This window comes from Halocella sp. SP3-1 (assembly GCF_003953885.1).
In the GTDB taxonomy this organism is placed as follows: Bacteria; Bacillota; Halanaerobiia; order Halanaerobiales; family DTU029; genus Iocasia; species Iocasia fonsfrigidae.
The window spans coordinates 1,598,634-1,621,995 of sequence record NZ_CP032760.1 but is presented as its reverse complement, the minus strand read 5'-3'; the positions used below and the strand labels follow the sequence as shown (position 1 = coordinate 1,621,995).

The 23,362-nt window shown below is 33.0% G+C and carries 25 protein-coding genes and 6 tRNA genes; 3 read left to right on the top strand and 28 right to left on the bottom strand.

The genetic code is table 11. The features are described from left to right. Positions 1-233: 233 nt before the first annotated feature. From D7D81_RS07635 to D7D81_RS07575, 13 genes are all read right to left on the bottom strand, one after another. Positions 234-629, bottom strand: a complete 396-nt coding sequence (locus D7D81_RS07635; RefSeq protein WP_164522149.1) for a HEPN domain-containing protein — start codon at positions 627-629, stop codon at positions 234-236. Then, complete coding sequence (locus tag D7D81_RS07630; RefSeq protein WP_164522148.1) at positions 622-954, bottom strand: nucleotidyltransferase domain-containing protein; 333 nt, start codon at positions 952-954, stop codon at positions 622-624. Before D7D81_RS07630 ends, D7D81_RS07635 begins: the two co-directional genes overlap by 8 nt. A 422-nt stretch (positions 955-1,376) precedes the next feature. Then, positions 1,377-2,456, bottom strand: coding sequence for a Gfo/Idh/MocA family protein (locus D7D81_RS07625; RefSeq protein ID WP_125988813.1), 1,080 nt, complete (start codon positions 2,454-2,456; stop codon positions 1,377-1,379). 116 nt (positions 2,457-2,572) lie between these two features. Next, positions 2,573-3,292, bottom strand: coding sequence for a ThuA domain-containing protein (locus tag D7D81_RS07620; protein WP_125988811.1), 720 nt, complete (start codon positions 3,290-3,292; stop codon positions 2,573-2,575). Between the two features lie 141 nt (positions 3,293-3,433). After that, the gene (locus D7D81_RS07615; RefSeq protein WP_125988809.1) at positions 3,434-4,312 is read right to left on the bottom strand and encodes an AraC family transcriptional regulator; all 879 of its coding nucleotides are present in this window, start codon (positions 4,310-4,312) and stop codon (positions 3,434-3,436) included. 287 nt (positions 4,313-4,599) lie between these two features. Continuing rightward, positions 4,600-4,758, bottom strand: coding sequence for a GrpB family protein (locus D7D81_RS07610; RefSeq protein WP_125988807.1), 159 nt, complete (start codon positions 4,756-4,758; stop codon positions 4,600-4,602). Positions 4,759-4,792: 34 nt separating this feature from the next. After that, complete coding sequence (locus D7D81_RS07605; RefSeq protein ID WP_125988805.1) at positions 4,793-5,920, bottom strand: plasmid pRiA4b ORF-3 family protein; 1,128 nt, start codon at positions 5,918-5,920, stop codon at positions 4,793-4,795. Between the two features lie 683 nt (positions 5,921-6,603). Next, a tRNA-Cys gene (locus D7D81_RS07600) sits at positions 6,604-6,678 on the bottom strand. A 21-nt stretch (positions 6,679-6,699) separates the two neighbouring features. Continuing rightward, positions 6,700-6,775, bottom strand: a tRNA-Gly gene (locus tag D7D81_RS07595). 8 nt (positions 6,776-6,783) lie between these two features. Then, positions 6,784-6,859, bottom strand: a tRNA-Phe gene (locus D7D81_RS07590). Between the two features lie 5 nt (positions 6,860-6,864). After that, positions 6,865-6,941 (bottom strand) — tRNA-Asp (locus tag D7D81_RS07585). Positions 6,942-7,000: 59 nt separating this feature from the next. Beyond that, positions 7,001-7,076: transfer RNA gene (locus D7D81_RS07580), tRNA-Val, on the bottom strand. Between the two features lie 159 nt (positions 7,077-7,235). Further along, positions 7,236-8,033 carry an LCP family protein gene (locus D7D81_RS07575; protein ID WP_125988803.1) on the bottom strand — a complete coding sequence of 266 codons (798 nt, stop codon included), beginning with the start codon at positions 8,031-8,033 and terminating at the stop codon, positions 7,236-7,238. A 241-nt stretch (positions 8,034-8,274) separates the two neighbouring features. Between D7D81_RS07575 and D7D81_RS07570 the strand changes: the two genes are divergently transcribed. The 3 genes from D7D81_RS07570 to D7D81_RS07560 all read left to right on the top strand — a co-directional run bounded on the left by D7D81_RS07570 (position 8,275) and on the right by D7D81_RS07560 (position 10,348). Then, a complete protein-coding gene (locus D7D81_RS07570) occupies positions 8,275-8,709 on the top strand; it encodes a MarR family winged helix-turn-helix transcriptional regulator (RefSeq protein ID WP_164522147.1) in 435 nt (144 codons plus the stop codon). 30 nt (positions 8,710-8,739) lie between these two features. Next, complete coding sequence (locus D7D81_RS07565; RefSeq protein ID WP_125988799.1) at positions 8,740-10,143, top strand: MATE family efflux transporter; 1,404 nt, start codon at positions 8,740-8,742, stop codon at positions 10,141-10,143. A 117-nt stretch (positions 10,144-10,260) separates the two neighbouring features. Further along, positions 10,261-10,348: transfer RNA gene (locus tag D7D81_RS07560), tRNA-Leu, on the top strand. Between the two features lie 170 nt (positions 10,349-10,518). Here the strand turns inward: D7D81_RS07560 and D7D81_RS19445 are convergent. The 15 genes from D7D81_RS19445 to D7D81_RS07485 form a co-directional block, all read right to left on the bottom strand. Beyond that, positions 10,519-10,683: a hypothetical protein gene (locus D7D81_RS19445; protein ID WP_164522146.1), complete on the bottom strand. Its 165-nt coding sequence runs from the start codon at positions 10,681-10,683 to the stop codon at positions 10,519-10,521. 72 nt (positions 10,684-10,755) lie between these two features. Beyond that, positions 10,756-11,622: a retropepsin-like aspartic protease gene (locus tag D7D81_RS07555; protein WP_164522145.1), complete on the bottom strand. Its 867-nt coding sequence runs from the start codon at positions 11,620-11,622 to the stop codon at positions 10,756-10,758. Between the two features lie 298 nt (positions 11,623-11,920). After that, positions 11,921-12,154: a thioredoxin family protein gene (locus tag D7D81_RS07550; RefSeq protein ID WP_125988795.1), complete on the bottom strand. Its 234-nt coding sequence runs from the start codon at positions 12,152-12,154 to the stop codon at positions 11,921-11,923. A 128-nt stretch (positions 12,155-12,282) separates the two neighbouring features. Further along, positions 12,283-13,455 carry a permease gene (locus D7D81_RS07545; RefSeq protein ID WP_125988792.1) on the bottom strand — a complete coding sequence of 391 codons (1,173 nt, stop codon included), beginning with the start codon at positions 13,453-13,455 and terminating at the stop codon, positions 12,283-12,285. Positions 13,456-13,554: 99 nt separating this feature from the next. Further along, positions 13,555-13,887: an ArsR/SmtB family transcription factor gene (locus D7D81_RS07540; protein ID WP_125991999.1), complete on the bottom strand. Its 333-nt coding sequence runs from the start codon at positions 13,885-13,887 to the stop codon at positions 13,555-13,557. Positions 13,888-14,355: 468 nt separating this feature from the next. Beyond that, positions 14,356-14,757, bottom strand: a complete 402-nt coding sequence (locus tag D7D81_RS07535; RefSeq protein ID WP_125988790.1) for an arsenate reductase ArsC — start codon at positions 14,755-14,757, stop codon at positions 14,356-14,358. Between the two features lie 94 nt (positions 14,758-14,851). Further along, complete coding sequence (locus tag D7D81_RS07530; protein ID WP_286170389.1) at positions 14,852-15,070, bottom strand: hypothetical protein; 219 nt, start codon at positions 15,068-15,070, stop codon at positions 14,852-14,854. Positions 15,071-15,163: 93 nt separating this feature from the next. Further along, positions 15,164-16,228, bottom strand: coding sequence for an ACR3 family arsenite efflux transporter (arsB, locus tag D7D81_RS07525; protein WP_125988786.1), 1,065 nt, complete (start codon positions 16,226-16,228; stop codon positions 15,164-15,166). A 20-nt stretch (positions 16,229-16,248) separates the two neighbouring features. Further along, positions 16,249-16,611 (bottom strand): ArsR/SmtB family transcription factor, encoded by a 363-nt coding sequence (locus D7D81_RS07520; RefSeq protein WP_125988784.1) that lies wholly within the window; start codon positions 16,609-16,611, stop codon positions 16,249-16,251. A gap of 783 nt (positions 16,612-17,394) precedes the next feature. Beyond that, a complete protein-coding gene (locus D7D81_RS07510; RefSeq protein WP_125988782.1) occupies positions 17,395-18,666 on the bottom strand; it encodes a TRAP transporter large permease in 1,272 nt (423 codons plus the stop codon). A 27-nt stretch (positions 18,667-18,693) separates the two neighbouring features. Continuing rightward, positions 18,694-19,152: a TRAP transporter small permease gene (locus D7D81_RS07505; RefSeq protein ID WP_125988780.1), complete on the bottom strand. Its 459-nt coding sequence runs from the start codon at positions 19,150-19,152 to the stop codon at positions 18,694-18,696. Between the two features lie 19 nt (positions 19,153-19,171). Further along, entirely contained in the window at positions 19,172-20,212 is a 1,041-nt protein-coding gene (locus D7D81_RS07500) for a zinc-binding alcohol dehydrogenase family protein (protein ID WP_125988778.1), read from the bottom strand. A 231-nt stretch (positions 20,213-20,443) separates the two neighbouring features. After that, positions 20,444-21,427, bottom strand: a complete 984-nt coding sequence (locus tag D7D81_RS07495; RefSeq protein WP_125988776.1) for a sialic acid TRAP transporter substrate-binding protein SiaP — start codon at positions 21,425-21,427, stop codon at positions 20,444-20,446. Positions 21,428-21,563: 136 nt separating this feature from the next. Next, the gene (locus tag D7D81_RS07490) at positions 21,564-22,565 is read right to left on the bottom strand and encodes a zinc-binding alcohol dehydrogenase family protein (protein WP_286170388.1); all 1,002 of its coding nucleotides are present in this window, start codon (positions 22,563-22,565) and stop codon (positions 21,564-21,566) included. 41 nt (positions 22,566-22,606) lie between these two features. Beyond that, positions 22,607-23,269 carry a GntR family transcriptional regulator gene (locus D7D81_RS07485; protein ID WP_164522144.1) on the bottom strand — a complete coding sequence of 221 codons (663 nt, stop codon included), beginning with the start codon at positions 23,267-23,269 and terminating at the stop codon, positions 22,607-22,609. Positions 23,270-23,362 lie beyond the last annotated feature (93 nt).

Sequence of the window (23,362 nt, the reverse complement as noted above, 5' to 3'; positions counted from 1 at the left end):
ATTCCTTATTAATCCTACTCTCTGTTCAAATTCTTTATAGGCAGCCAATAAAGTCTCCAAAAAATAATCTAACCATATAAACATATTATGATTGCCTTTATGCCATCCTATTGAAGATTGATTAAGTGTTTCATAATAACTTGCTTTATGGTTTTTGAACTACAAAGATGCGTTTTTATTTTTGGATAATAAAAAAACCACTATAAAAGCGGCAGCAAAACCTCTAATTAACATCACTCAATTATTACTCTATCTAAAATATATTTTTTAAACTCCACAGCTATATTATATGCCTCTGCAGTTTCTTCTTTTGTGGGTTCATACCAATTATCAGGATAACGAATTTCCACTGCATAACTCTCTAATATTTCAGCTTTTTGGTATAAACTTTCAGATACATTTTCAATATCATCCATAAGATCAAGTAAATATGATATACTATGTGATCTCTTAAACACTATATCCTGGTCTATCAAATATGCTTTTAAATACTTTTCAACTGCCTGTTGACAGTGAAAACAAATAGCATCTGTATATTCTACCTGATTATCCAGAGCAAGTTTTGCCATTCCTAGATCATTCCCGGCTTTATGTATCCATTCTTTTACTAAATCAAGTTTCTTATCCATAAAGCACCTTACCATTCTTTAATGCTTTATTAATAAAAGCATGTTCATTATTTTTCCATTCGTCAATCTCATCCTGGGAATATACAAGTAAATCGATGGGTACTTTAATTCCTCTTAAATATTTTCTGATTTCTCTGGACCTTTTATAACGTGGAATATTCATATCCTTTACTACCAGGATATCTAAATCACTATCATCATCTGGATTACCTTCAGCATAAGAACCAAAAAGAATTATTTTATCTGGATTTACATTAAAAGCTATTCTTTCAACAACTTCATTAATCTTATCTTCAGGTATCAAATAAATCACCTCATTTTTCAAATTACCTATTTACCTCTATTATAACATAATTTCCCGTTTAATAATACATTAGACATATAGTTTTATTAAGGCAATACGTTATTACCAAATATTTTTAAAACTGCTTCAGTGGATTTATTATATATAACAATTAGTTATTTATCAAGTAATATATTCAGCTTAATTAACATTTCGTTATATTGCATAAATTAATTTATTATTTTAAGGCTATTGATTTAGAGAAATGATTCCAGTTTTAACTTCCCATTTTCCAACTTAATCCCGGCACCTTTTTCCTGTTTAATCCTACCCTTAACATGATAGGCTTCACTTTTTCTATAGAATGTCTTACTTCAGTTTTCTTTTTTATTTGTTCCAGATGAATAATAAAATTTGTCGGTCTGAATTAATAAAATTCAACTTTTAGTAATATTATAAAACTTTTAAACTAGAGCAGATGGCTGCTCACATTTAAACTTCATATCATAGTGTTTTCCACTATTTGAAGCAATATGAAATCCATGCATGGCTTCAAGTACATGAAAAGCTAATTCTCCACTAGCGCGGTGCTTATCATCATCAAAAACTGCACGAGCCATATCTGACAAACCCATTCCCCTACTGTTTACAGAATATCCATGACTTAATGGTATTTCCTTCCATTTATCATAATCATATCTTTTTAGATAAATAGGCCCGCCGAAAGTATTCGGGTCAGGAACAATTAAAGAACCAAGGCTCCCATGTACCTCTATTCTTGGTAATTTAGAATCCCAGATATCAAAACTGGTAATGATAGTTGCAACTGCTCCGTTTTCAAAATCCATAACCCCTGCAACATGTGTGGGTATATCTACTTCTATTTTTTGACCATATTTAGCTTCACTTGTTATAGTCCTTTCAGGATAAGTTATTCTGGCTGAACCTGTAACACGGGAAATAGGTCCCATTAAAGAAACCAGAGCTGTTAAATAATAAGGCCCCATATCGAACATTGGTCCCCCACCGACTTTATAATAAAATTCAGGGTCAGGATGCCAGCTTTCATGCCCGTGACAGACCATAAAAGCTTCTGCAGCCACTGGCTCACCAATCCATCCATCATCAATTAATTTACGACAAGTCTGTAACCCTCCACCAAGAAAAGTATCCGGTGCACAGCCGACCTTTAAACCTTTTTTTTCCGCAAGACTTAATATCTTTTTCCCATCATCCATACTAATAGTAAGAGGTTTCTCGCCATAAACATGTTTACCAGATTCCAAAGCTGCCAGGGCAATTTCAGCATGTACATCCGGTGTGGTGAGATTTAATACTATATCAATATCCGGATCACCTAATAGCTCTTCACTTGTACAGACCTCAGGTATTTCATATTTTTCTTTTTTCTCCTCAGCCCGCTCAACTATCAAATCAGAAACTGCCTTTACATTTAAATTAGCGAAAACCTGGGTACAATTTTCTAAATATATATCACTAATATTTCCACAACCTATAATACCAACATTAAGCTTTTCTTCCATATCAGAATCCCCCCTTGTTATTATATCAATCTCTCTATATATATTTTTCAAAAATTATAGTTATATATATTAAAGCTATATCCTAAAAAATTATCTTTCACCCATAGCAAAATAAATCAAAACATTTTCTTATCACTTTTGAACTTATTAATATCTGCTCCCTCTTCCACTGCCAATTTCTTACCTTCAGCAGCCCATAGAAGACCCCTTTTCATTAACTCAAATGCTTCTGGTATATCAAAAATATCATTATGATGCCCCAGAGAATTATAAAAAACCCTCCCGTATCCCCAGCGTTTAGTCCAGACAACAGGTATATCAACTTCCCCATTTGATGCATGATACCAGTTTACAGCAGGGAAACGAGTTGTAGCCAAAACTTCTACAGCAGGATCAACATGTAAATAATAATGTTCACTCTCCACTTCAAAATCTGATATACCAGTAGTTATAGTGCTGGAACTATTCCTGACATTAACTATATATTTAACACCATCTCCACCTGGATGTGCTACCCAGTTTCCACCTGTCATAAACTGCCATGCAACACTTTCCCGAAAAGCATCACATAACCCACCATGACATCCGGCCAATCCAACCCCACTACCTACAGCTTCCATGACAGACTCCAACTGTTCTTCTGTAATTTTCCCCATTGTCCAAATAGGAACAATTAAATCTAAAAATTTAATCTTCTCCCTATCAAGAAAAACATCAAGGGTATCATGTGTCTCTACCTGAAAATTAGATTCCTTTAAAATCTTTTCAAATCTTTCCGCAACCTGAACTGGTTGGTGACCATCCCAGCCCCCCTGCACAATTAAAGCCTTTTTCACGCTAATTCCTCCCTATCTTCCTGTGTAATACTAAAATTTGTCCATTAGTATAACTCTCCAAGTAAATTTTATATAAAAAAAAGGCAAGATTCATGTCATATCTTGCCCTACTATTCTTAAATATTGCTAAATTAAATTATTTTATTTAAATGCTGATTTCTGAAACTCTTTAGGTGAACACCCTTTTATCTTTTTAAATACCCTGTAAAATGTCTTTATACTATTAAAACCTGTATCAAAAGAAATATCAGTAATTGACTTATCCCTTTCATTTATAAGAAGCCACTCTGCTTTTCCTATTCTATAGTGTTCAAGATACTGACCGAATGTCATTCCTGCAGCTTCCTTAAAAAATCTAGCAAAATAATAAACACTATAGTTTGCAACACCTGCAACCTTGTCTAAAGTAATATCATCAGTATAATATTTTTCAACATATTCAAAAACATTTTTCAACCTTTCTAATTGCTCATTCTGCTTATTCTTATCATTTAGGGTATATTCCTTTTGTGGGATATTCCTTAATAAAATGGCTACAATATCGTATAAACGTGCTTTTAAAACAAGATTATATCCATCCTGTTTTTTATTAAATTCTTCAATTATTTTTAGAATTTGCTTCTCTAATTTTTGATGTATTAATTCATTTTCATTAGATACAGGCTGTTCCTTTTTACTTAACTGATGAGTTTTACTAAGCAGTGGTGTAATAAATCTCCCCTCATTCCTTGCCGTTGATAAATCATTGAAGATTGATAAACCAAATTGTATAAAAACTTTTTTACTATCACCTAAACGCGGCAAAAAATAATGAACATCCCCACTTCCAATTAGTAAAATGTCACCTGTTTTTAAATCATATTGAATATTATTCAACCCCACTTTACAATTACCTGACTCTACATAAATTATCTCTATCTCCTCATGCCAGTGCGGCGGAAAACTAAAAGCCGCTTCATTCAGAAACAGTTTAAAAGGGAAGCCGGGCTCCAGGATTTCTTTTTGTTTAAATGCTTTCATTTACAATCACCATTTTGATTTTAACATTTCCATCTTATAATATCCAGTAATTTATAGGGTTCACCTTTTTTCCAGAGTTCAAATTATTGAATAATATGTTTACTCGGATCCTCTTCGATTCTTTACATAATCCTCAAAACTAATACCAGGCAATCTCCTCTTCCTATAACGCATATCAGTAATTATTTTTTCTATATCAGCAATATATTTATTTTTATATATGTAATATTCATATAAAATATCTAACGTAACTATATTATTTATCTCACCATTATCAATAAATAGCCTTATATCACGCAGATTATTGAAGTACTGCCAATATGCTCAATCTCTTCTGCAATCATCCCCAGCTTATTTAGCAGCTGCTTTTCCTCCCTGGCAAATAAATCCTGCCAGGCAGAACAATAATCTATTAAACTGACCGCATTATTTTCCAGTCCTATCATTTTTCATTCCTTCCTTATAATACTGCATATACCTCTAATATCTGCGGTTGATAGCTTTATTTACTTCCTCCAAATCGAATTCTTTATATCCCTGAGATTGTCCCCAGTCCATCATAGAATCATAGTCAGGATGATCAGGATCAGCTATTATCTCTAAAAATTTCTGATATCCATATTTTCCACCCACATCTTCCGGAGGTGTATTTCCCTCACCAGTTAGACATTGCGGATAGTTATAACTATAATCATCGATAATTTCCTCAACTTCAAGATAATGCTGCCAGTTATCTCCAAAGTCATAATTATATTTAATTCTGGCAGGAAGATATTTAGAAAGTCTGATTCCTTTTTCCAGTTTCATCTTCACATAATCATCCTGATATTCCAGATCCTCTTCTGAACCAATCAGACAGATAATAGGTCTCAAGCCATCTTTATGATATCCAGAATGATTTATATTAGAAATATCTGTTTTTTCTTCACCATAAATATAAAACTCATGCAGGTGATAATCCTTCCAACCAAAAGCAGCCTGAATTACCTGATGTAATTTCGCAAAAGATATATTTACCGGCACTACCAGTCTCCGCCAGACCTTTTCTTTCTCCAGAGCCAGGCTTATCATGATTACCGCAGCCTGACAGCTGAAAATATTCTCACCCGAAAGAGCCTCCAGATCCTGATAAAATTCCTCATTGGGGTCGATATAGCCACCTTCCCCATCTCCTACCATCATTTGACTAATACTTTTACTGAGAGCTGGTTGATATATTGAACTTTCGTCCAGTAATTCAGAGTAAAACTCTACTAATCTACATGATTCATTCATCCTGGAGACCAGAGAGCGATTTCTGGTCTTTGCATAGACTATATCCCCACTGTTATTTATAAATTTTTCTACAAGATCATCCTTAATATATTCTTCCTCTAGTGTCCTTCTTACAGCTTCCCTAATATGCTGATCAAATTCTTTTAAATCTTTAGCTTTCAAGCCATATAAAACAATTGAATAGCGATTTTTATCGTTGACCAGCACCACTGTCTTTCTGCGATTAACTGTTATTATATTAGTATGCCAGGAAAACAGTGCTTCTTCCTCTATCCCCGGCTCAGGTTTTACCTTTAGTTGATTCAGTAATTTTTTTGTACATTGTATTAGCATAAAGAAAACTCCTTTTCTCATAAGGTATATGATTTAAAAGATACTGGATTTCACTGAATTGAGGCGACCAAACTGCAGGTCCTATGCATGTTTAATATGGTCAATGGAATTAAGTAAAATATAGTATAATATAGCATAAGATAGTTCTCACTCCTGTTAGGTCTTTATTCTTTAGTTATTATTATAGATGGAGTTTCAGATATACCTAAATAAATTTCATAAATTCTTTAACAGCTTCAGTTATAACTGAAATGATAGCAATCTTTTTATACAAATCATCCTTATTAGATTTTAAGATAGATACTGTCCTATAACCTTCTTTCTGATACTAAACTATAATAATTATAACATATAAAATTACAAATACAAAAGTAGTAAAAAACAAGAGACTGGAGTATAAGCTAATAGTCATTTTCACCAGTATAAAAATTGGTCAAAGAGTTATTATAAAATCGGAGATGAGTTTATCTTCATTTAGTCCTTCATGATACATTTCCCTGATAAATTTTAAAATCTTTGTACCAGCATCATTACAAATATATTTTTTTCTTACTAAGTTTTGTTTTAAGCACTCCTAATCCTTGTCTATATTAACAGCTATTCTGGGCATTATTGGAAATATCTTTAACCTTTTTATTAAAATAAAAAACAGCCCTAACGGCTGTCATATCAATCATTATAGTTGGAGGCGGCATCCAGATTTGAACTGGAGAATAAAGGATTTGCAGTCCTCTGCCTTACCACTTGGCTATGCCGCCCCATATTTTATTATATGCAAATGGAGCGGGAAACGGGACTCGAACCCGCGACCTTCTCGTTGGCAACGAGATGCTCTACCAGCTGAGCTATTCCCGCAAAAAAAATGGTGGTGAGAGACAGAATCGAACTGTCGACACGTGGATTTTCAGTCCACTGCTCTACCGACTGAGCTATCTCACCAAAAATGGCGAAGGCGATGGGATTTGAACCCACGATCTCCGGCGTGACAGGCCGGCGCGATAAACCACTACGCTACGCCTCCATTTTGGAAGTTAGATAAAACCTCTTATTTACCTCTCATCTCTTACATCATAAATAAAATGGTGGGCGAAACAGGGCTCGAACCTGTGACCCCCTGCTTGTAAGGCAGGTGCTCTCCCAACTGAGCTATTCGCCCGTGACAACATGTTATGCTGTCAGCATTAATAAGTATACACAATAAGACTTCTTAAGTCAAAGACCATTATAACTAATAATAATCCTTTATTTTTATTTATACCTATTTATCTCTCTAATACTTGCTGTTTCTAGGAAAGAACTCCTCTAATAATCCAATCTATTCAGCAGGTTCTACAGTATAATCTATTGTCAATTCATCTTTATTCTTCATTAAATACTGAACAAGCTCTGTTATCAGTGTATATTCAATATTCGTATTTACTGTTTTAAAAGTATCTACAGTAGTATTAAAAAGCTCTGGTATATCAACCAGTCCCTTTTCCTGAAAAGCCTTATCTATTATGGCATTAATTACCTGCTGCTGCCGTTTAACACGGGTAGTTTCTTCTGTTCTATAGTCATACCAGCGGACATAATTAAGTGTTTCTTTTCCTGAAAGATTATTATTACCCTCATGCAAGTTAAGAGCCAGGCCAGGTATCTTTAAATCTTCATCCAGCTCTATAGTTATCCCCTCAAGATTATCAACTAGATTTTTGAAACCATTATAACTTACTGTAAAATAATAATCTATATTCGTACCGGTCAAAGCACCTGCCTCAGCCATTATATTACTTAATTCCTCTTCTTTTATATCTTCACTAACTGACTTATCCTCTGAAATAATATTAACTACATTTAAATTGTTTTCTAATGTATCTAGTTTTACTAAAACCATAGTATCAACGTTTATTTCCCCATCAGATTCACTACTACTAGCAGCATCATCAAAGCCCATTATTAATACATTCACATTATCCTGCAAATTAGTACTAGCCATACCTGGAATTAACTGTGGATAAAAATAATACAGATAAAACCCTACAGCAAGTAAAATTAAAGCAATAAACACTGCAATATATATCTTAAAGTTATTTCTTCGGGAACTATTCTGATTTTGATTCCCTTCTGCCATATAAATCACCCTCCTTAAAAATAATCCCACTAATTCTGATATCCTAACTTTATTATTCTATAAAATAATAAAAATTCCTGCTTTTATAAAAATTAATTCTGCAAATATAATCCTTTCTACCTGGTTACTGTTATTATTTTCATCATAAAAATTTTGTCAGAAATCTATTTTTATTATATAATATTTTTATTATCGAAATAACATATAATAAAAATATTATATGAAGAGGAGTGATCTAAATATGGAATTAAAGGAAGAGACAGTAAAGCTAGATAACCTGTTAAGGGGAATTAATACACATCTTAATAAATATACTAAAACAAAATTAAGTAAATACAGTTTAACCTTCCCCCGGTTTCATACACTATGGGTTATTTCTAAATTAGAACCAGTAAATATGAGCCAATTAAATAAAAAATTAATGGCAGCTAATAGTACCCTCACAGTCACTGTTGATCATTTAGTAGAAGAAGGCTTTGTTGATAGATGCAGGGATAAAAAAGATAGACGGATAGTCCTATTAAAAACCACCCAGCAGGGCAAAATACAGCTGCAAAAACTGCTTAATGAAAGACAGTTATTTTTTCAAAAAGCACTAAACGAAATAGATACAGATGAGCAGAAACAGGCAATTTGTTTATTAGAAAATCTTTTAAATAACCTAATAAATTTATAGTACACACATTATTTTTTGAGGAGAGATAAAATGTCAGAACTAACTATTGATACAAGTCCTAAACAAATGCGCAGAAATATATTAAGTCTGGCCTGGCCTGCAATCTTAAGGTTATTTTTGCAGAGTATTGTCGGGGTAGTAGATGTTATTATGATCGGACAGTTAGGTGCAGCTGCTATTGCCTCTGTAGACATTGGTAATAGAATTGTTTTTGTTCTCATCGGTTCTTTAATGTCACTTACTATAGGGGCCACCGCTATGGTTGCCCATTATGTTGGGGCTGGTAATAAAGAAGAAGCAAATCACATTATGTGGCAGTCTTTAATGAGTGGTTTTCTGGCAGCCTTAATATTGGCTTTTCTAGGTTCTCTTTTTTCAGAAGAAATATTAAAACTAATGATGGTCTTAATGGAGGAAGCAGATCAATTTATTATTAATGAAGGAAGTGTTTATTTAAAGATTGTTCTAGCATCTATGATTTTCGGCCTGCCAATGATGGTAATTAACGCAATACTTCAGGGAATAGGTGATATGAAAACACCCCTCTTTATTATGTTTATTACCAATATTATCAATGTCCTGCTTAACTACCTGCTAATCTTTGGTATCGGCTTCTTCCCTGCCTTGGGTGTAACAGGGGCTGCTCTGGGAACAGGAATAGGTAGACTAGTTGGTTTCATTATAGGGCTAATAGTTCTCATCAGAGGTGATATAGATATCAGATTAGATTGGAAACAGCTGAGCTGGAAATTTGATTGGGAGACAATCAAAAACATCTTAAAAATCGGTATCCCGGCCGCTATTGAACAATTTGCCAGACAGAGCAGTCAAATTATTTACACAGCACTGGTAGCTGGTTTAGGTACTATGACTATTGCTGCTAATGCAGTAGCAATGAATGTCACTACCCTTTCTTTTATGCCTGGCTTTGGATTTGGAATGGCAGCAACTACCTTAATCGGACAGAGCCTGGGAGCTGAAAAAAAGGACTTAGCTGAGAAATATGGTAAACAATCTGCCTATCTAACTGTAATATTAATGGCTCTGGCTTCAATAGCCATGTTTATCTGGATTCAACCTATTATCCACTTATATACAGATGAACCTGGTGTTATTAAGATGGCTACATCAGCCCTGAGGATATTCCTGTTTTTTCAGCCTCTTTTCGGCCTTTTTATGGTCCTGGCAGGGGCCTTGAGAGGTGCTGGAGATACTAAATGGGTTATGTACTTTACCATTATCGGGAACTGGGGGGTCAGATTAATATTCAGCCTTATCTTTGCCTTTTATTTTAAACTAGGTTTAAATGGTTTCTGGCTGGCTATGGGGGTAGATGTAATTGTCAGGGCTGGATTAATCGTTTGGCGTTTTCTATCTGGTAAATGGAAGGATTTAAAGGTAGTACGAAATAATGAAGGAATGATACTAGACTGAATAGAGACATATAATTTATATAAAGCAATTCTGCCTATAAATCAATAAAAAAGTTTCTATTTTTAGTTGACAGATAAAATATATATGTTATAATATATATCGTCATATCTTAATTGGGCCGAGGTGGCGGAACTGGCAGACGCGCTAGCTTGAGGGGCTAGTGGTCTAATAGACCGTGCGGGTTCAAATCCCGCCCTCGGCACCACTGTTTTTAAGGGTATTAAGAAACCCCATTAAGTACTGATATAATAGTAATTTTTGCCAAATAGATATCACACAAATATTATAGAATGTAATCCAATTTTAATAATTTCAGGGTCAAGATTATAACAAAAATATTTGAAGTCCTATTAAATTATAGGACTTTTTTCCATTTCAACTAGTATCAGTATATTTATATCCTACATCTGTATATACAATTATAAAAGTTATCTCAACTAGATATGTTAATATTACTTTAGACAAAGTGTTTTTGCTATTAATCCATCCATAAATACCTTTTTCATATTTACTATTATTTTTTACTTTTTTCTCGTCCATATGATAAATCCAATATGAATTTGAGTGCAACAATAACAGCATCGCAAACCTCATGTTGTTAGCCGAAGTCCCCTATTTATTAATAATAATTCTTTTGTTTGAATAGTCAATAGTGAAAACTATTTCTGATAATATATCTGAACCAAGTCCAAGCATAATTGGTTTTGGATAACCTTTACTTATCCCTGAAAAACTTGTTTTTTTAGCATTTTTTATTTTAAAATTATATGGACCAATCTCCACATTATTTAGTTCATATCCATCTTGACTAGAAGGTAATTTTAAATTTTTTATTAATTTTTCATCTACACAACTTCTACTTTTTCCTGTATCAATCTGTATTAATGTTTTAAATCCATTAATATATCCCTCGACAACTAACATTCCTTTATATCTATCATTCCAAATTAAAGGAATGCCCAAATCTTTTTTTGAAAACGAACTTGTGGTATTGGAAATTCCTAAAAACTCTTGTTCATAATCAAATGTAATTCTACTCTTATCAAATAAACTATCAATACCTATACTTCCGTCAAACATATTATCTTTCATCATATAAATTTTTTTATTTTCAAAAGTGGTATCAAAAAGTTTTAACTCCTTTACTTTATAAATATTATATTCTCCTACGATATTACCAGATGAATCCTGTAATATCCATTTATCCATTTGTTTTAAATTTATCTTTTTTGCTTCTTTTTGCGAAATCATTGTTCCAACTAAATTTCCTGTATCTATTAAAAGTGAGATTTTCTGTCCATTTATATAACCTTCAATATAAGGGAATCCATAATTTTCAATTTTTATCTGATATACTTCACCAAAATTATATCCATATTTCTGACCCCAATTAGCTATTTGATCATTATTACATCCATTTAAAAGATGTGAAAAAATTAATATTAAAATTATTATAACAATCAATTTTTTCTTATTCAAAGCTATCACCTCTACGTGATTTGGGATTTCGTCACGGCAGGGAAACACTATCCCCTTTGGGGACCTGGTAAACGCTGTAACTGAAATGCTGTATTTGTTAATGATATTGTTTTGTCGATTTACGACTTTCATCCTTCTGGAAAAGCACAATATAGATCCATAGATAATTTTAAAAATTTTCTTTAGCATATTAAATAAAATAGACTTATATCTGTAAGGTTTTCATGAATTAGCCTACTCATCCATATTAATTATCAATTAGATGAGTAGGCTAATTATATAATATGGTTAAACTATACTAAGCAAACCAGGATTTGATCTCTTTAGAACCAGGTATCTTCCCTTCACATTTTAATACTCCATCAACCATTACAGCTGGTGTCATCATCACACCACGATTAACAATTTCATCTAACTCCTGCACTTTTATCACTTCAGCTTCAACACCAGCTTCTTTAATCTCTTTTTCAATGATTTCGGTTGTCTTCTGACACTTTGGACAACCAGTCCCCAGTATCTCGATTTTTTTCATTACAAAACACTCTCCTTTTTTATTATTAGAATGAGTAATTCATAAAACCTAAATTCTTACTGTACATTCTTTTATTATTTTATGAGCATAAATCAAAGTTACCTATAGCAATTAAATCTATTAAGGTATTAAGCAATAACTCCATAGATTAACCCTGTTATAGTAGCCATGGCTACTACCAGTGAGACAAAAACCACCGTCTTTTTTGTACCTATTACACTACGTATAACCAGCATATTGGGCAAACTCAAAGCCGGGCCAGCCAGTAATAAAGCCAGTGCTGGTCCTTTACCCATTCCCAGACCTATTAATCCCTGTAAAATAGGAACCTCTGTCAATGTTGCAAAATACATAAAAGCCCCCAATATAGATGCTGTAAAATTGGCCAGTAGAGAATTACCGCCAACAAATCTTGATACCCATTCTGCAGGGATAATTCCAGCATTAGTATCAGGTCTACCCATTAGGAAGCCTGCTACTAAGACACCAGCAAACAAAAGTGGTAATATCTGTTCCGCAAAGCCCCAGGTTGATTCAAGCCATTCACTTAATTCCTCTTTCTTAAACCACTTAATAAGCATTAGGGCTAAGAAAATTAACAAAATAACTGTTACAGGCCACTTAAGCTTATAGATTGCAGCCCACATTCCGGTCATATCTGCTGGTCTGATCCAGTTAGCAAAAACCAGTATTAAGACCATTGATAGGAAGTAAAAAATATTCTGTAATCCACTCCTATTTTCTTCTTCATCAACTGAATTATTCATCATTGTACCAGCCAGACGTTCCTGATCATCTTTTCTAAAGATTACTGCCATCAGCAAGCCAATTATCAAAGCAAAGATAACAGCCCCCACAGCTCGGGCCAGACCTAGCTGCCAACCCAGAATACGAGCTGTAAGAATAATTGCCAGAACATTGATAGCAGGACCAGAATATAGAAAAGCAATTGCCGGACCTATCCCTGCTCCCCTCTTATAAATACCTGCAAAAAGAGGTAATACAGTACAGGAACAGACTGCCAGTATGGTACCAGAAACAGATGCAACAGAATAGGAGATCCATTTTTTAGCCTGACCACCAAAATATTTAATTACTGATTGTTGTGAGATAAAATTAGCGATAGCTCCAGCAATAAAAAAAGCCGGTACCAGGCATAAAATAACATGTTCCCGGGCATATTCCTGCAGCATGAGAAAAGATTCTAGTATTGCATTTTTAATTGTTGGATTAGAAAATGGAATATAAAATGCTCCCAGGAAAGCAGCCAGATATAAAAGAAACTTTTTGCTTTTAGACATAAAACTAACCCCCAATTTAGTAATTATTTAAACTTATGCACTATAAATTAAATCAGTAAAAAATCCAGAAATATTAAGCTCATACTTCTTTCTATTAATTTACCCTTCTATGAAATCAAGTTGTTCTTTCATTTTTTTAAAATCTTCTTCAATAATCCGATCCAGACAGGTAAAAAAATTTGCAACACAGGGTGTCCGTAGATAATAGCAGACATTTAAGCCCTCTTTCCGGAAATCCACAATTCCTGCATTTTTTAAAATACCTAGATGTTTTGAAACAGATGACTGACTAACTCCCAGAATTTCAGTAAGTTCACAGACACACTGTGCTTCTTTTTCCTTCAAGATATCAACTATCTCAAGCCTGGTTTCATGGGCAAGGGCTTTAGCAACTTTTGTTCTTGCTTCATATAATTTCTTTTTGATTGTCATCACCTCTTTCTTAAGGATATTTTATAAGGGGGATTTATATCCCTTTATTATTATATTACTATATTGGAATATAGTTGTCAAGGAATATTTTTTCTTGATTTCTCTTCAGAAGGCAATAGATTTATTATCCATTTTTACTTACAAAAGGAGTCAGTTCGAATTTGTTTTTTAAACTGACTCCTGTTATTTATCTATCTCTTTCATAAAAATTTTTTAATCCATTCTTCTCCTTTATATCTTATAAGCCTATGCAAGCAAAAGTGGAACAATAAGAACTAATGCAATACTTTTAAATAATGTATATACATCAATATTTCCTTACTGCCCAGTGAATGAAAGCAAATATACTGGTAACAGTAAAAGTTCTTGAAAGCTACTCTTAACCTTTCTAATAGTATTTGTATTTTGTTATTTTTTTTAAACAGGTACTACCAAGCAATAATATTCTTCCCTACTGCTTTTTTCTCTCTATATATCGCCTTCTCTAACCTTTTCGATCAATTTCTTTACTTTCTCTTCAATAGTAGACCTGGTTTCCCTGAATACCTCAATTGGTTTACCAACTGGGTCATCAAGTCCCCAGTCTTCTCTCATTTTGCATGGTATATAAGGACATTCCACCCCACAACCCATAGTTATCAGGATATCCAGTTCAGCAGGAATATCTTCCAGTAATTTTGGATATTGATCACTAATATCAATTCCAACCTCTTCCATTGCTTTTACAGCATTTGGTTTTACCCGATCAGCTGGATTAGTTCCTGCACTATAAACCTCAAAAAGGTCATTACCATATTCTTTAGCAAATCCCTCTGCTATCTGACTACGACATGAATTGCCTATACATACAAAAGCTACTTTATATTTCATTACTTGACCTCTCCTTTGATTTTTATTTTAAATGTTTATTACTAAATTTAAATTTTCATGAAATAATAATTTATCGAGTGTTAGCAAACTAAATTTAGCCCTGGAGAATAAGCTTTTTAAAGATACCTAAAGCCTTTTTTAAAACAATATTTTTTCCCGCTAGCATCTCATTAGAAATATTTTTATTTGTGTAGACTGTTATTTGCTTATAATTCTCTTTTTCATATTCATCAATATCAGCAGAAGCCAGTGTCCCCAGTTCTACCTGCGCTTCCATATCTACTGCAGTCTGCCCACCGCAACAACCCCTGATAGAATTAGTATAGATATAAACCTCTCCACCATTTTCAAGAATATATTGATAGGCTTTTTTTCTATTTCAAAATCCATAATTATTCTCCTAATGCTAATTGCTTTTACTTTTAGCGTAAAACCAGTGCCGTGTACGATTTGCTATTCTTACCAGTGCCAGCATTACCGGAACCTCTACCAGTACTCCTACAACTGTTGCCAATGCAGCACCTGAACTTAAACCAAAGATTGAAATAGCTGTAGCAACAGCCAGTTCAAAAAAGTTACTGGCTCCAATCATTCCGGCAGGTGCAGCCACTGAATGCTCTATCTTCCAGGCCTTAGCCCAGCTGTAGGCTATGGCAAAAATAAAGAAGGTCTGAATAGTCAGTGGAATTGCAATCAACAAAATGTGGAACGGATTGTTGACAATGACATCCCCCTGAAATGAGAATAGAATAACCAGTGTCAACAGTAAGCCTATAATAGTAAAATTACTTAACTTCTGTAAAAACACTTTTTCAAACCAGGATATTCCCCTGTTTTTGATTAAATATCTACGGGAAAGACAACCGGCAAGTAAAGGTATTACAATATATAAAACTACAGAAAGTAAAATTGTGTCCCAGGGAATGGTTAGCTCGCTAAGTCCCAGTAAGAACATAACTATTGGTGCATAGGCGAAAATTAAAACAAGATCATTTACTGCAACCTGAACCAGGGTATATCCTGGATCACCTTTGGTTAAGTAGCTCCAGACAAAGACCATAGCAGTACAGGGGGCTGCCCCTAATAAAATAGCACCGGCTATATATTGTTGGCCAAGGACCTCTGGTATAAAGTTAGCAAAGATCACCTTAATAAACAGCCAGGCAAAGAAATACATAGTAAAGGGTTTGATCAACCAGTTTGTTACCAGTGTTACTGTCAATCCTTTCGGCCTTTTCCCGGCATTTAAAATACTGCCAAAATCAATCTGTACCATCATCGGGTAGATCATAAACCAGATTAAAACTGCAACAGGTATTGAGACCTGGGCATATTCCCAACGACTTAATGTATCAGGAAAAGCAGGCCACAGTCTTCCAATTAAAACACCAACAACAATACAAATTCCAACCCAGAGGGTTAGATATCTCTCAAAAAAACCTAAATCATTACTTTTTGTGTCTTCAGTCATTATAGATTACCCCTTTCTTCTTAAAATAAATCAGAATCACTTAACTCCTCACAGGATAAACCACTTTCCTGATATTGTTTTAAACGTTGGTTATCCTCCTGACATATATCAAGTATATCAAGCTCCCTATCAAGGATGTTTTTTAAAAATTTATGTTCATTAAATAGATCTTCATTTATACTATAATAAACCCACTGGGCCTTTTGTTCAGCTTTTATAAGGTCTTCATGTTTTAATTTGCTTAAATGCCTCGATGCATTAGACTGGTTTACATCCATAATATTTTCCAGTTCACAAACACAGAGTTCCTGTTGTTTCAGTAAATTTAAGATCCGTATTCTATTTTCATGAGATAGGGCCTTTAATACCTCTATTAAATCCATATTAATTTTTCACCTACCCTTCGATATCTTTATATTCGTTTATACTCATATATAGTATTCTATTTTATTATTTATGTCAAGTAATTTATATATTTATTTGTCAATATAATAAATATTATTTAAAGAAGGAAGTCCAGTTAAAAATCTGTATCGGCATTACTGTAAAACTATCCATCAGATGTTCAGTAAACATAACAAAGGTTAAAGCCCCCATCATAATTAATAGTGCTGTCTCTCCAATCGCCTGGATATAGCCAGAATAAAGGAGGAACTAATTCCAGACAAGGCAGCAGGTACCATAACCCTGGTAGCCACTTCAAATCTGGTAGAACCCAGGGCATAAGCAGCTCAGGGCATAAGCAGCTGACCTACTTTTATCAGGCACAGCATTTATAGCATCTTCGCTTAAAGAGACCACCATAGGTAAGATCATTATTCCCTTCTATATTTAACTAATTAATTTGACACCCCTGTCATAACGCTTTATTTGCATATGTTCTCATTTGCTTTTAATCATATGATACTTAATATTTTTACGATAGTCAATAGTATCTAGACTGATTTTACATTATTGTAACAATAGGTTAACAATTCGTTCATAAATTAATATAGACAACACCTAGGGTTCGTATAATAGGTACATAGCCTTCTCTATATATTTATGATAAAGCTATTCCTCTGTCATGTAAAATTGTTCAACCCACAATGATGCGGGGGATAACAAACCCCCTTATTTAAAATTAATACCATAAATAAGGGGGTTTGTTAGAAAAAAACTAAACATTACATTGATAATAAATTAGGTAAAAATAATACTATTTGAGGAACAAAGGTAAATAACAATAAAGTAAGTCCTAATACTATAACATAAGGTGCAGAGGCTTTAACAATTTTCTCGAATGGAACTTTAGAGACCGATGAAAGTACATATAAAACCATTCCTAAAGGAGGAGTTAATAAGCCAATCATCAGATTTAAGATCATTATTATTCCAAAATGGGTTAAATCAAATCCAAAAGTTGTTGCCAGTGGTACAAGTATTGGTGTCAAAATTGTAATTGCAGCAATTGTTTCCATAAATGTCCCTACAATTAATAATAATAAATTAATTAATAATATAGCTGCAATTTGACTTGATATATTTGTTAGAAAAAAGTTTGTAATCAACTGTGGAACCTGTTCAATTGTCAAAATCCAGCCAAAAATAGAAGCACCTGCCACAATTAACATTACACTAACAGTATGGCTGGCTGTTTCTTTTAACAGTTCAGGGATTCTTTCTAAGGTAACATTGTTATAACAAAAACCAAGTACTAATGAATATGCCACAGCAATAATAGCTGCTTCTGTAGGAGTAAAGATACCTCCTAATAGACCACCAATTATAATAACAGGTGTTAATAATGCCCAAAATGATTCTTTAAATGAGGCAAACATTTCTTTTAATGGAGCCCGATTGTGAATAGGATAATCTTCATTCTTACTTTTAAAATAAACAAACACTGCCATAATTAAACCCATGATAATCCCGGGTACTATACCAGCAATAAATAATTTACCGACAGAAGCCCCTGCTAGAACTGCATATAAAACTGCGGGTACACTTGGAGGAATAATCGGACCAATTATAGAAGAAGCACCTGTAATGGCTAAACTAAAATCTTCATCATAACCTGCGTCTTTCATAGCCTTTAATTCAATAGCTCCCAAACCTCCTGCATCTGCTATTGCAGTACCAGACATACCGGAAAATATAATACTAGCCAAAATATTTGCATGACCAAGTCCACCAGTAATATGGCCAACTAATTTATCAGCAAAATTGAAAATCTTTTCAGTTATACCACCCGTATTCATTATTACTCCAGCTAAAATAAAAAATGGTACAGAAATTAAAGTAAAAGAATCACCAATACTCATTGTCATTCTTTGAATTGCTATAAATAATGAGATATCATGCTGTATCAAATAAGCAACTGAGCTAATTATAAGTGCAAATGATACAGGAACTCCTAACATTAATAATGAAACTAAGATTATTAATAACAAAGTCATTATTTATTACCTCCTAAATAATAGAAATTACTGAGTTGTTTTACGAAATAATCCAATGGTATCAATTAACAATCGGATTGACATTAGAACAAATCCAACTGGAACTGCTAAAAAAACCAATCCCATTGGTAAGCCAATAGCAGATGAAGCAACAGAAAACTGGTCAGCAGCCAGTCTTATACTGTCAGGGATTAAGTATATAAAAAATAAAATACAAACTATATTTGTACTACCACTTATTACTGTTCTTAATTTCTTGGAGAAAAAATTGAAAATAACTGTTAATTTAATGTGTGAAGAATCTCTAACACCAAAACTGGCGCCAATAAAAGCTACCCAAACAAATAAATATCTGGCTAATTCCTCACTCCAAATAAGTGGATGATTAAAAAAATATCTTAATATAATTTGAAAAAGTAAAATTACAAACATCATTCCTAAAAATACCAAAACTATAAAGTTCTCGAATTTCTCCAGTAATTTCATAATATCTCACCTCATAATTCTATTTGAAAATTATTAATGTTTTAAAAGCACTTAGCCCTTTATCCATGACTAAATTAATATTTTTTACAATATTTTGATCAAATTCCAATTTATCAGTTATAAATTTTTCTGGTTTAACTAATCCTTTACCAATACATTCAATTACATATTCAAAGTCAGTTTTTTTGGCTGCTCTACTGCCAAAAAGTCGAGTCTGCCTTTTATGAAATTCAATATCATCAATAACTAAATCACCATTATAGATACCAACATAAACTACTTTTCCACCATAACTTAAATATTTAAAACATGATTCCATTGATTTGTTACTTCCGGTAGTATCTATAATCGTATCAGGCATATTACCGTCAGTAAGTTCAGCAAGCTGTTTTCTATAATCTACAGCTAAGGGGTTTAATACATTTTTATAATCAAATCTCTTACTAACGAAATCTCTTCTTTCTTCACTAAGATCAGCTAGAATAACATTGGCCCCAAATGTTTTTGCAATTTCAGCTGCGCCTAAACCTATTGGTCCCATCCCAACAATCAAAATATTTTCATCTGATTTTGGATTTGCTTTGCGAACCGCATGAGTACTAATAGCAAGTGGTTCAACTAACGCTCCGTTTAAATCATCAATATTTTGTGGTAATTTTACTAAGTTATCTACCGGGATTTTAATAAATTCTGCTAATCCACCCGCTTGATGGACTCCAACTACCTTAAGGTTTTCACATGCTCCATAAATTTCTTTATTACAAGAAATACAGTGTCCACAATTTATGTAGGGTATAATTGCTACCCTGTCACCAATCCTTAATTTTTTTTGTTTAGCATTTATTTCAACAATTTCCCCCGAAATTTCATGTCCTATAATACGAGGATATTCAAATAAACCTTGTTTCCCATGATAAGCATGGATATCAGTACCACATAAAGCAACAGCATTAACTTTTATTAAGACTTCCCCCTGTGATAAGACAGGAATGTTAGTATTTTTTAGTTCTAATTTATAGGGTTTTTTTAGGAACAAAGCTTTCATTAAACTATTAGTCATTACTTTACCTCCTGCAGAAATTCTTTCTTAAATTCAAAACCCCAGCTAGCGGTTTACTTATTTTAGATAAAGCTCGACAAAAATTCATCTTTGATATTTTACTGTTCTTCATATTTGTCCTTTCTCAATTTAATATTTCAAACTATTTTATATTTAATAAATTATTTAAGAAAATGAAAGGGGGAATTCCCCCCTTCATTTTACTTATTCTAGCTTAATCAATATACAAATTTATTTTGCATTCTGTAGTTTTTCGTAAATCCCTTGACCCCATTGCTCTTCAAACTCTTTTACTATTTTTTTAGAAGATTCTTTAAATGCTTCTAGATCTGGTTCAATAACCTTAATTCCTGCCTCTTTCATTTCTGTAAGTTTTTCTTCTTCATATTTTAAAGTAGTATCATTTACTATATTCATTACCTCTTCAGCAGTTTCCTGTAAAATCCTTTGATATTCAGCTGGCAAATCATTAAAGGTTGATTCAGCAATAATCATTGGTGTAAAGCAAACAGTATGATTAGTCATAATAATATAATCCTGAACTTCATAAAATTTTTGACTATAGATAGTAGGAATAGGATTTTCCTGACCATCTACTACACCTTGCTGTAAAGCTAAATATACTTCTGAAAAAGCCATTGGAGTAGGCTTAGCTCCCATACCTCTTACTGTAGCTAGTGGCAAAGGCATATCAGGAGCCCGTACTTTCTTTCCGTTTAAATCTGCAGGTGTTTCGACCGGAGAATTCATTGTTAATTTCCTTGCTCCATAATATACACTAACTAAAGCCTTGATACCTGTTTCTTCCTGCATATCTGCTAGAATTTCTTTTCCTAATTCCCCATTTACTACCTTTTGACCGTGCTCATAACCTTCAAAAATAAAGGGTGCATCAAAAACTGACACCGGAGAATATCTTTTTCCTAATTCACCTGGTCCTACATAAGCCATATCAATTGCACCTGAATAAACAGAATCAAGCAGATCTTTTTCACTTCCCAACTGACCAGCAGGGAATACATTAATTATAAATTGACCATCTGTTTTTTCACTAACTCTTTTTGCTAATTCTCTAGCACCGATTGAATAAGGATGGTCTGGCGCATATATATGCCCAAACTTAAAATTAACCTTCTGTGCAGCTGCATTGACAGCAAATGAAAATGTTAATAACAAAAATAAACTTACTGTTAAGATTAAAGATTTCCTTTTCATTAATTATTCACTCCCTTTAATTTTTGGCTTTAAAGTACTTTTAGCTTATATTTTGATCCCTCCCTTTTTAAAAATAATTTATCTTCTAATAACTATACATAGAATTAGCATAGCTATTAATAACTATAATGTTACGCTAAAACTTAACCTGTACTTTGGCCATATTTCCATTATTATTACGTAATTCTTTAAATGCCTGTAATACATTTTCTTTATCAAAAACATGAGTAATAATTTTATCAATATCCAAGTTATTTTTAAGCACAGTATCAATTAATGGCTTAAAATCATGTAGACTATTACGTGACCCATAAACATCCAGTTCTTTTTTTAATAGGATTGAATGATTAAATGTTACTTCTGTTTTCCCATTACCTACCAGAATTATTTTTCCACCAAAACAGCTATTTTCAATACACTGTAAAAAAGTACTTGCCAGACCAACTGCTTCAACACAAACATCCATTCCATGTTCATTTGTTAATCTATTTACTTCTACTGATAAATCTACTTTATCAACATTAATAATATTATCTACTCCCATTTCTTGAGCCAATTCTAGTCTGTTTTCTAATTTGTCAGCAATAGTTACCTCAGCCCCCACCAGTTTTGCTGATAACATAGCAAAAATTCCAATTGGACCTGAGCCAATTACTAAAACCTTATCATTTTCTTTTACCTTTCCACGCTTTATAGCATGATATCCGATTGAAAATGGTTCAATAAGTGCCAGTGTTTTTGCAGAAAGGCCTTTTCCGGCTACAATTCTTTCAATCGGCATAGTTATATATTCTTGAAAAGAGCCATCTCTTTGCACACCCATTGTTTCATTATGTTCACAACAATTCACTTTACCCTTACCACAGGGATAACATCCTCCACAGTTAAAGTATGGATTGGCTGTTACGATCATTCCCTCTTTTAATCCAAGATCATTTTCTTCTATCCCAACTATCTCTGCAGAAAATTCATGGCCTGGAATTCTTGGATAACTGGCAAAAGGCTGGTTACCTATATAAGTAGAAATATCTGAACCACAAATACCGCAATATTTAATTTTTAAAAGCGCTTCCCCGGATTTAAGTTCAGGCTTTTTTTTATCTATTAATTCTATCTTTTCTGGTTTTCCAATTGACACTACTTTCAATCTTTTCACCTCTTTATTTTAAACTTTTAAAACTAAATATTAATTCCCAGTCTTAAGGCAACTTCTCTAGCTTGTCTTATATGTTCTTCCATTTCGGAAACAGCTTCATCTATTTCCCCTTCTAATAAAAAATCAATTATGCGCAGGTGCTCATTTATACTATTTTCTATTCTATCTGGTTTTTTAGCAGAAATTACTCTAATCCTGTGATTCTGGATAAATATCTGCTGCATCATATTAATTAAATATTTATTATCAGATGCTTTAACTAGAAAATAATGAAACCTGGCATCTAGCTCCGTATAATATAAATCATCCTTAGGATCAGTAAAATATTCTTTAAATAGTTCTTTATATTTTAATAGCTCATCCTCAACTAAATTTTTATATGAAATTTTCATAATATAGGGTTCCATAAGTAATCTTATCTGAAAAATATTTTCAATATCCTTCATGTTAATATCTGTAACAAAAATACCTCGTTTAGGTAATATGTTAATTAAGTCTTCCTGCTCTAATTTATTTAATGCTTCTCTTATTGGAGTCCGGCTTGCACCGATTTCTTCCTTTAGTTTCTCCTCTTCCAGAAAAGCCCCTGGTGGTATCTCACAATTTATTATTTTATCTTTTATAATATAGTAAGCCTTCTCTTTCAAATTATTATAAGATGGTGTTTCTTCATACATAAAACTCATAATTGGCCTCCTTCCCTTAATTATATATGTAATATATATATAATATATATCTTGTATATATCTTGTATACATCTTATACTAAAAAATATGAAT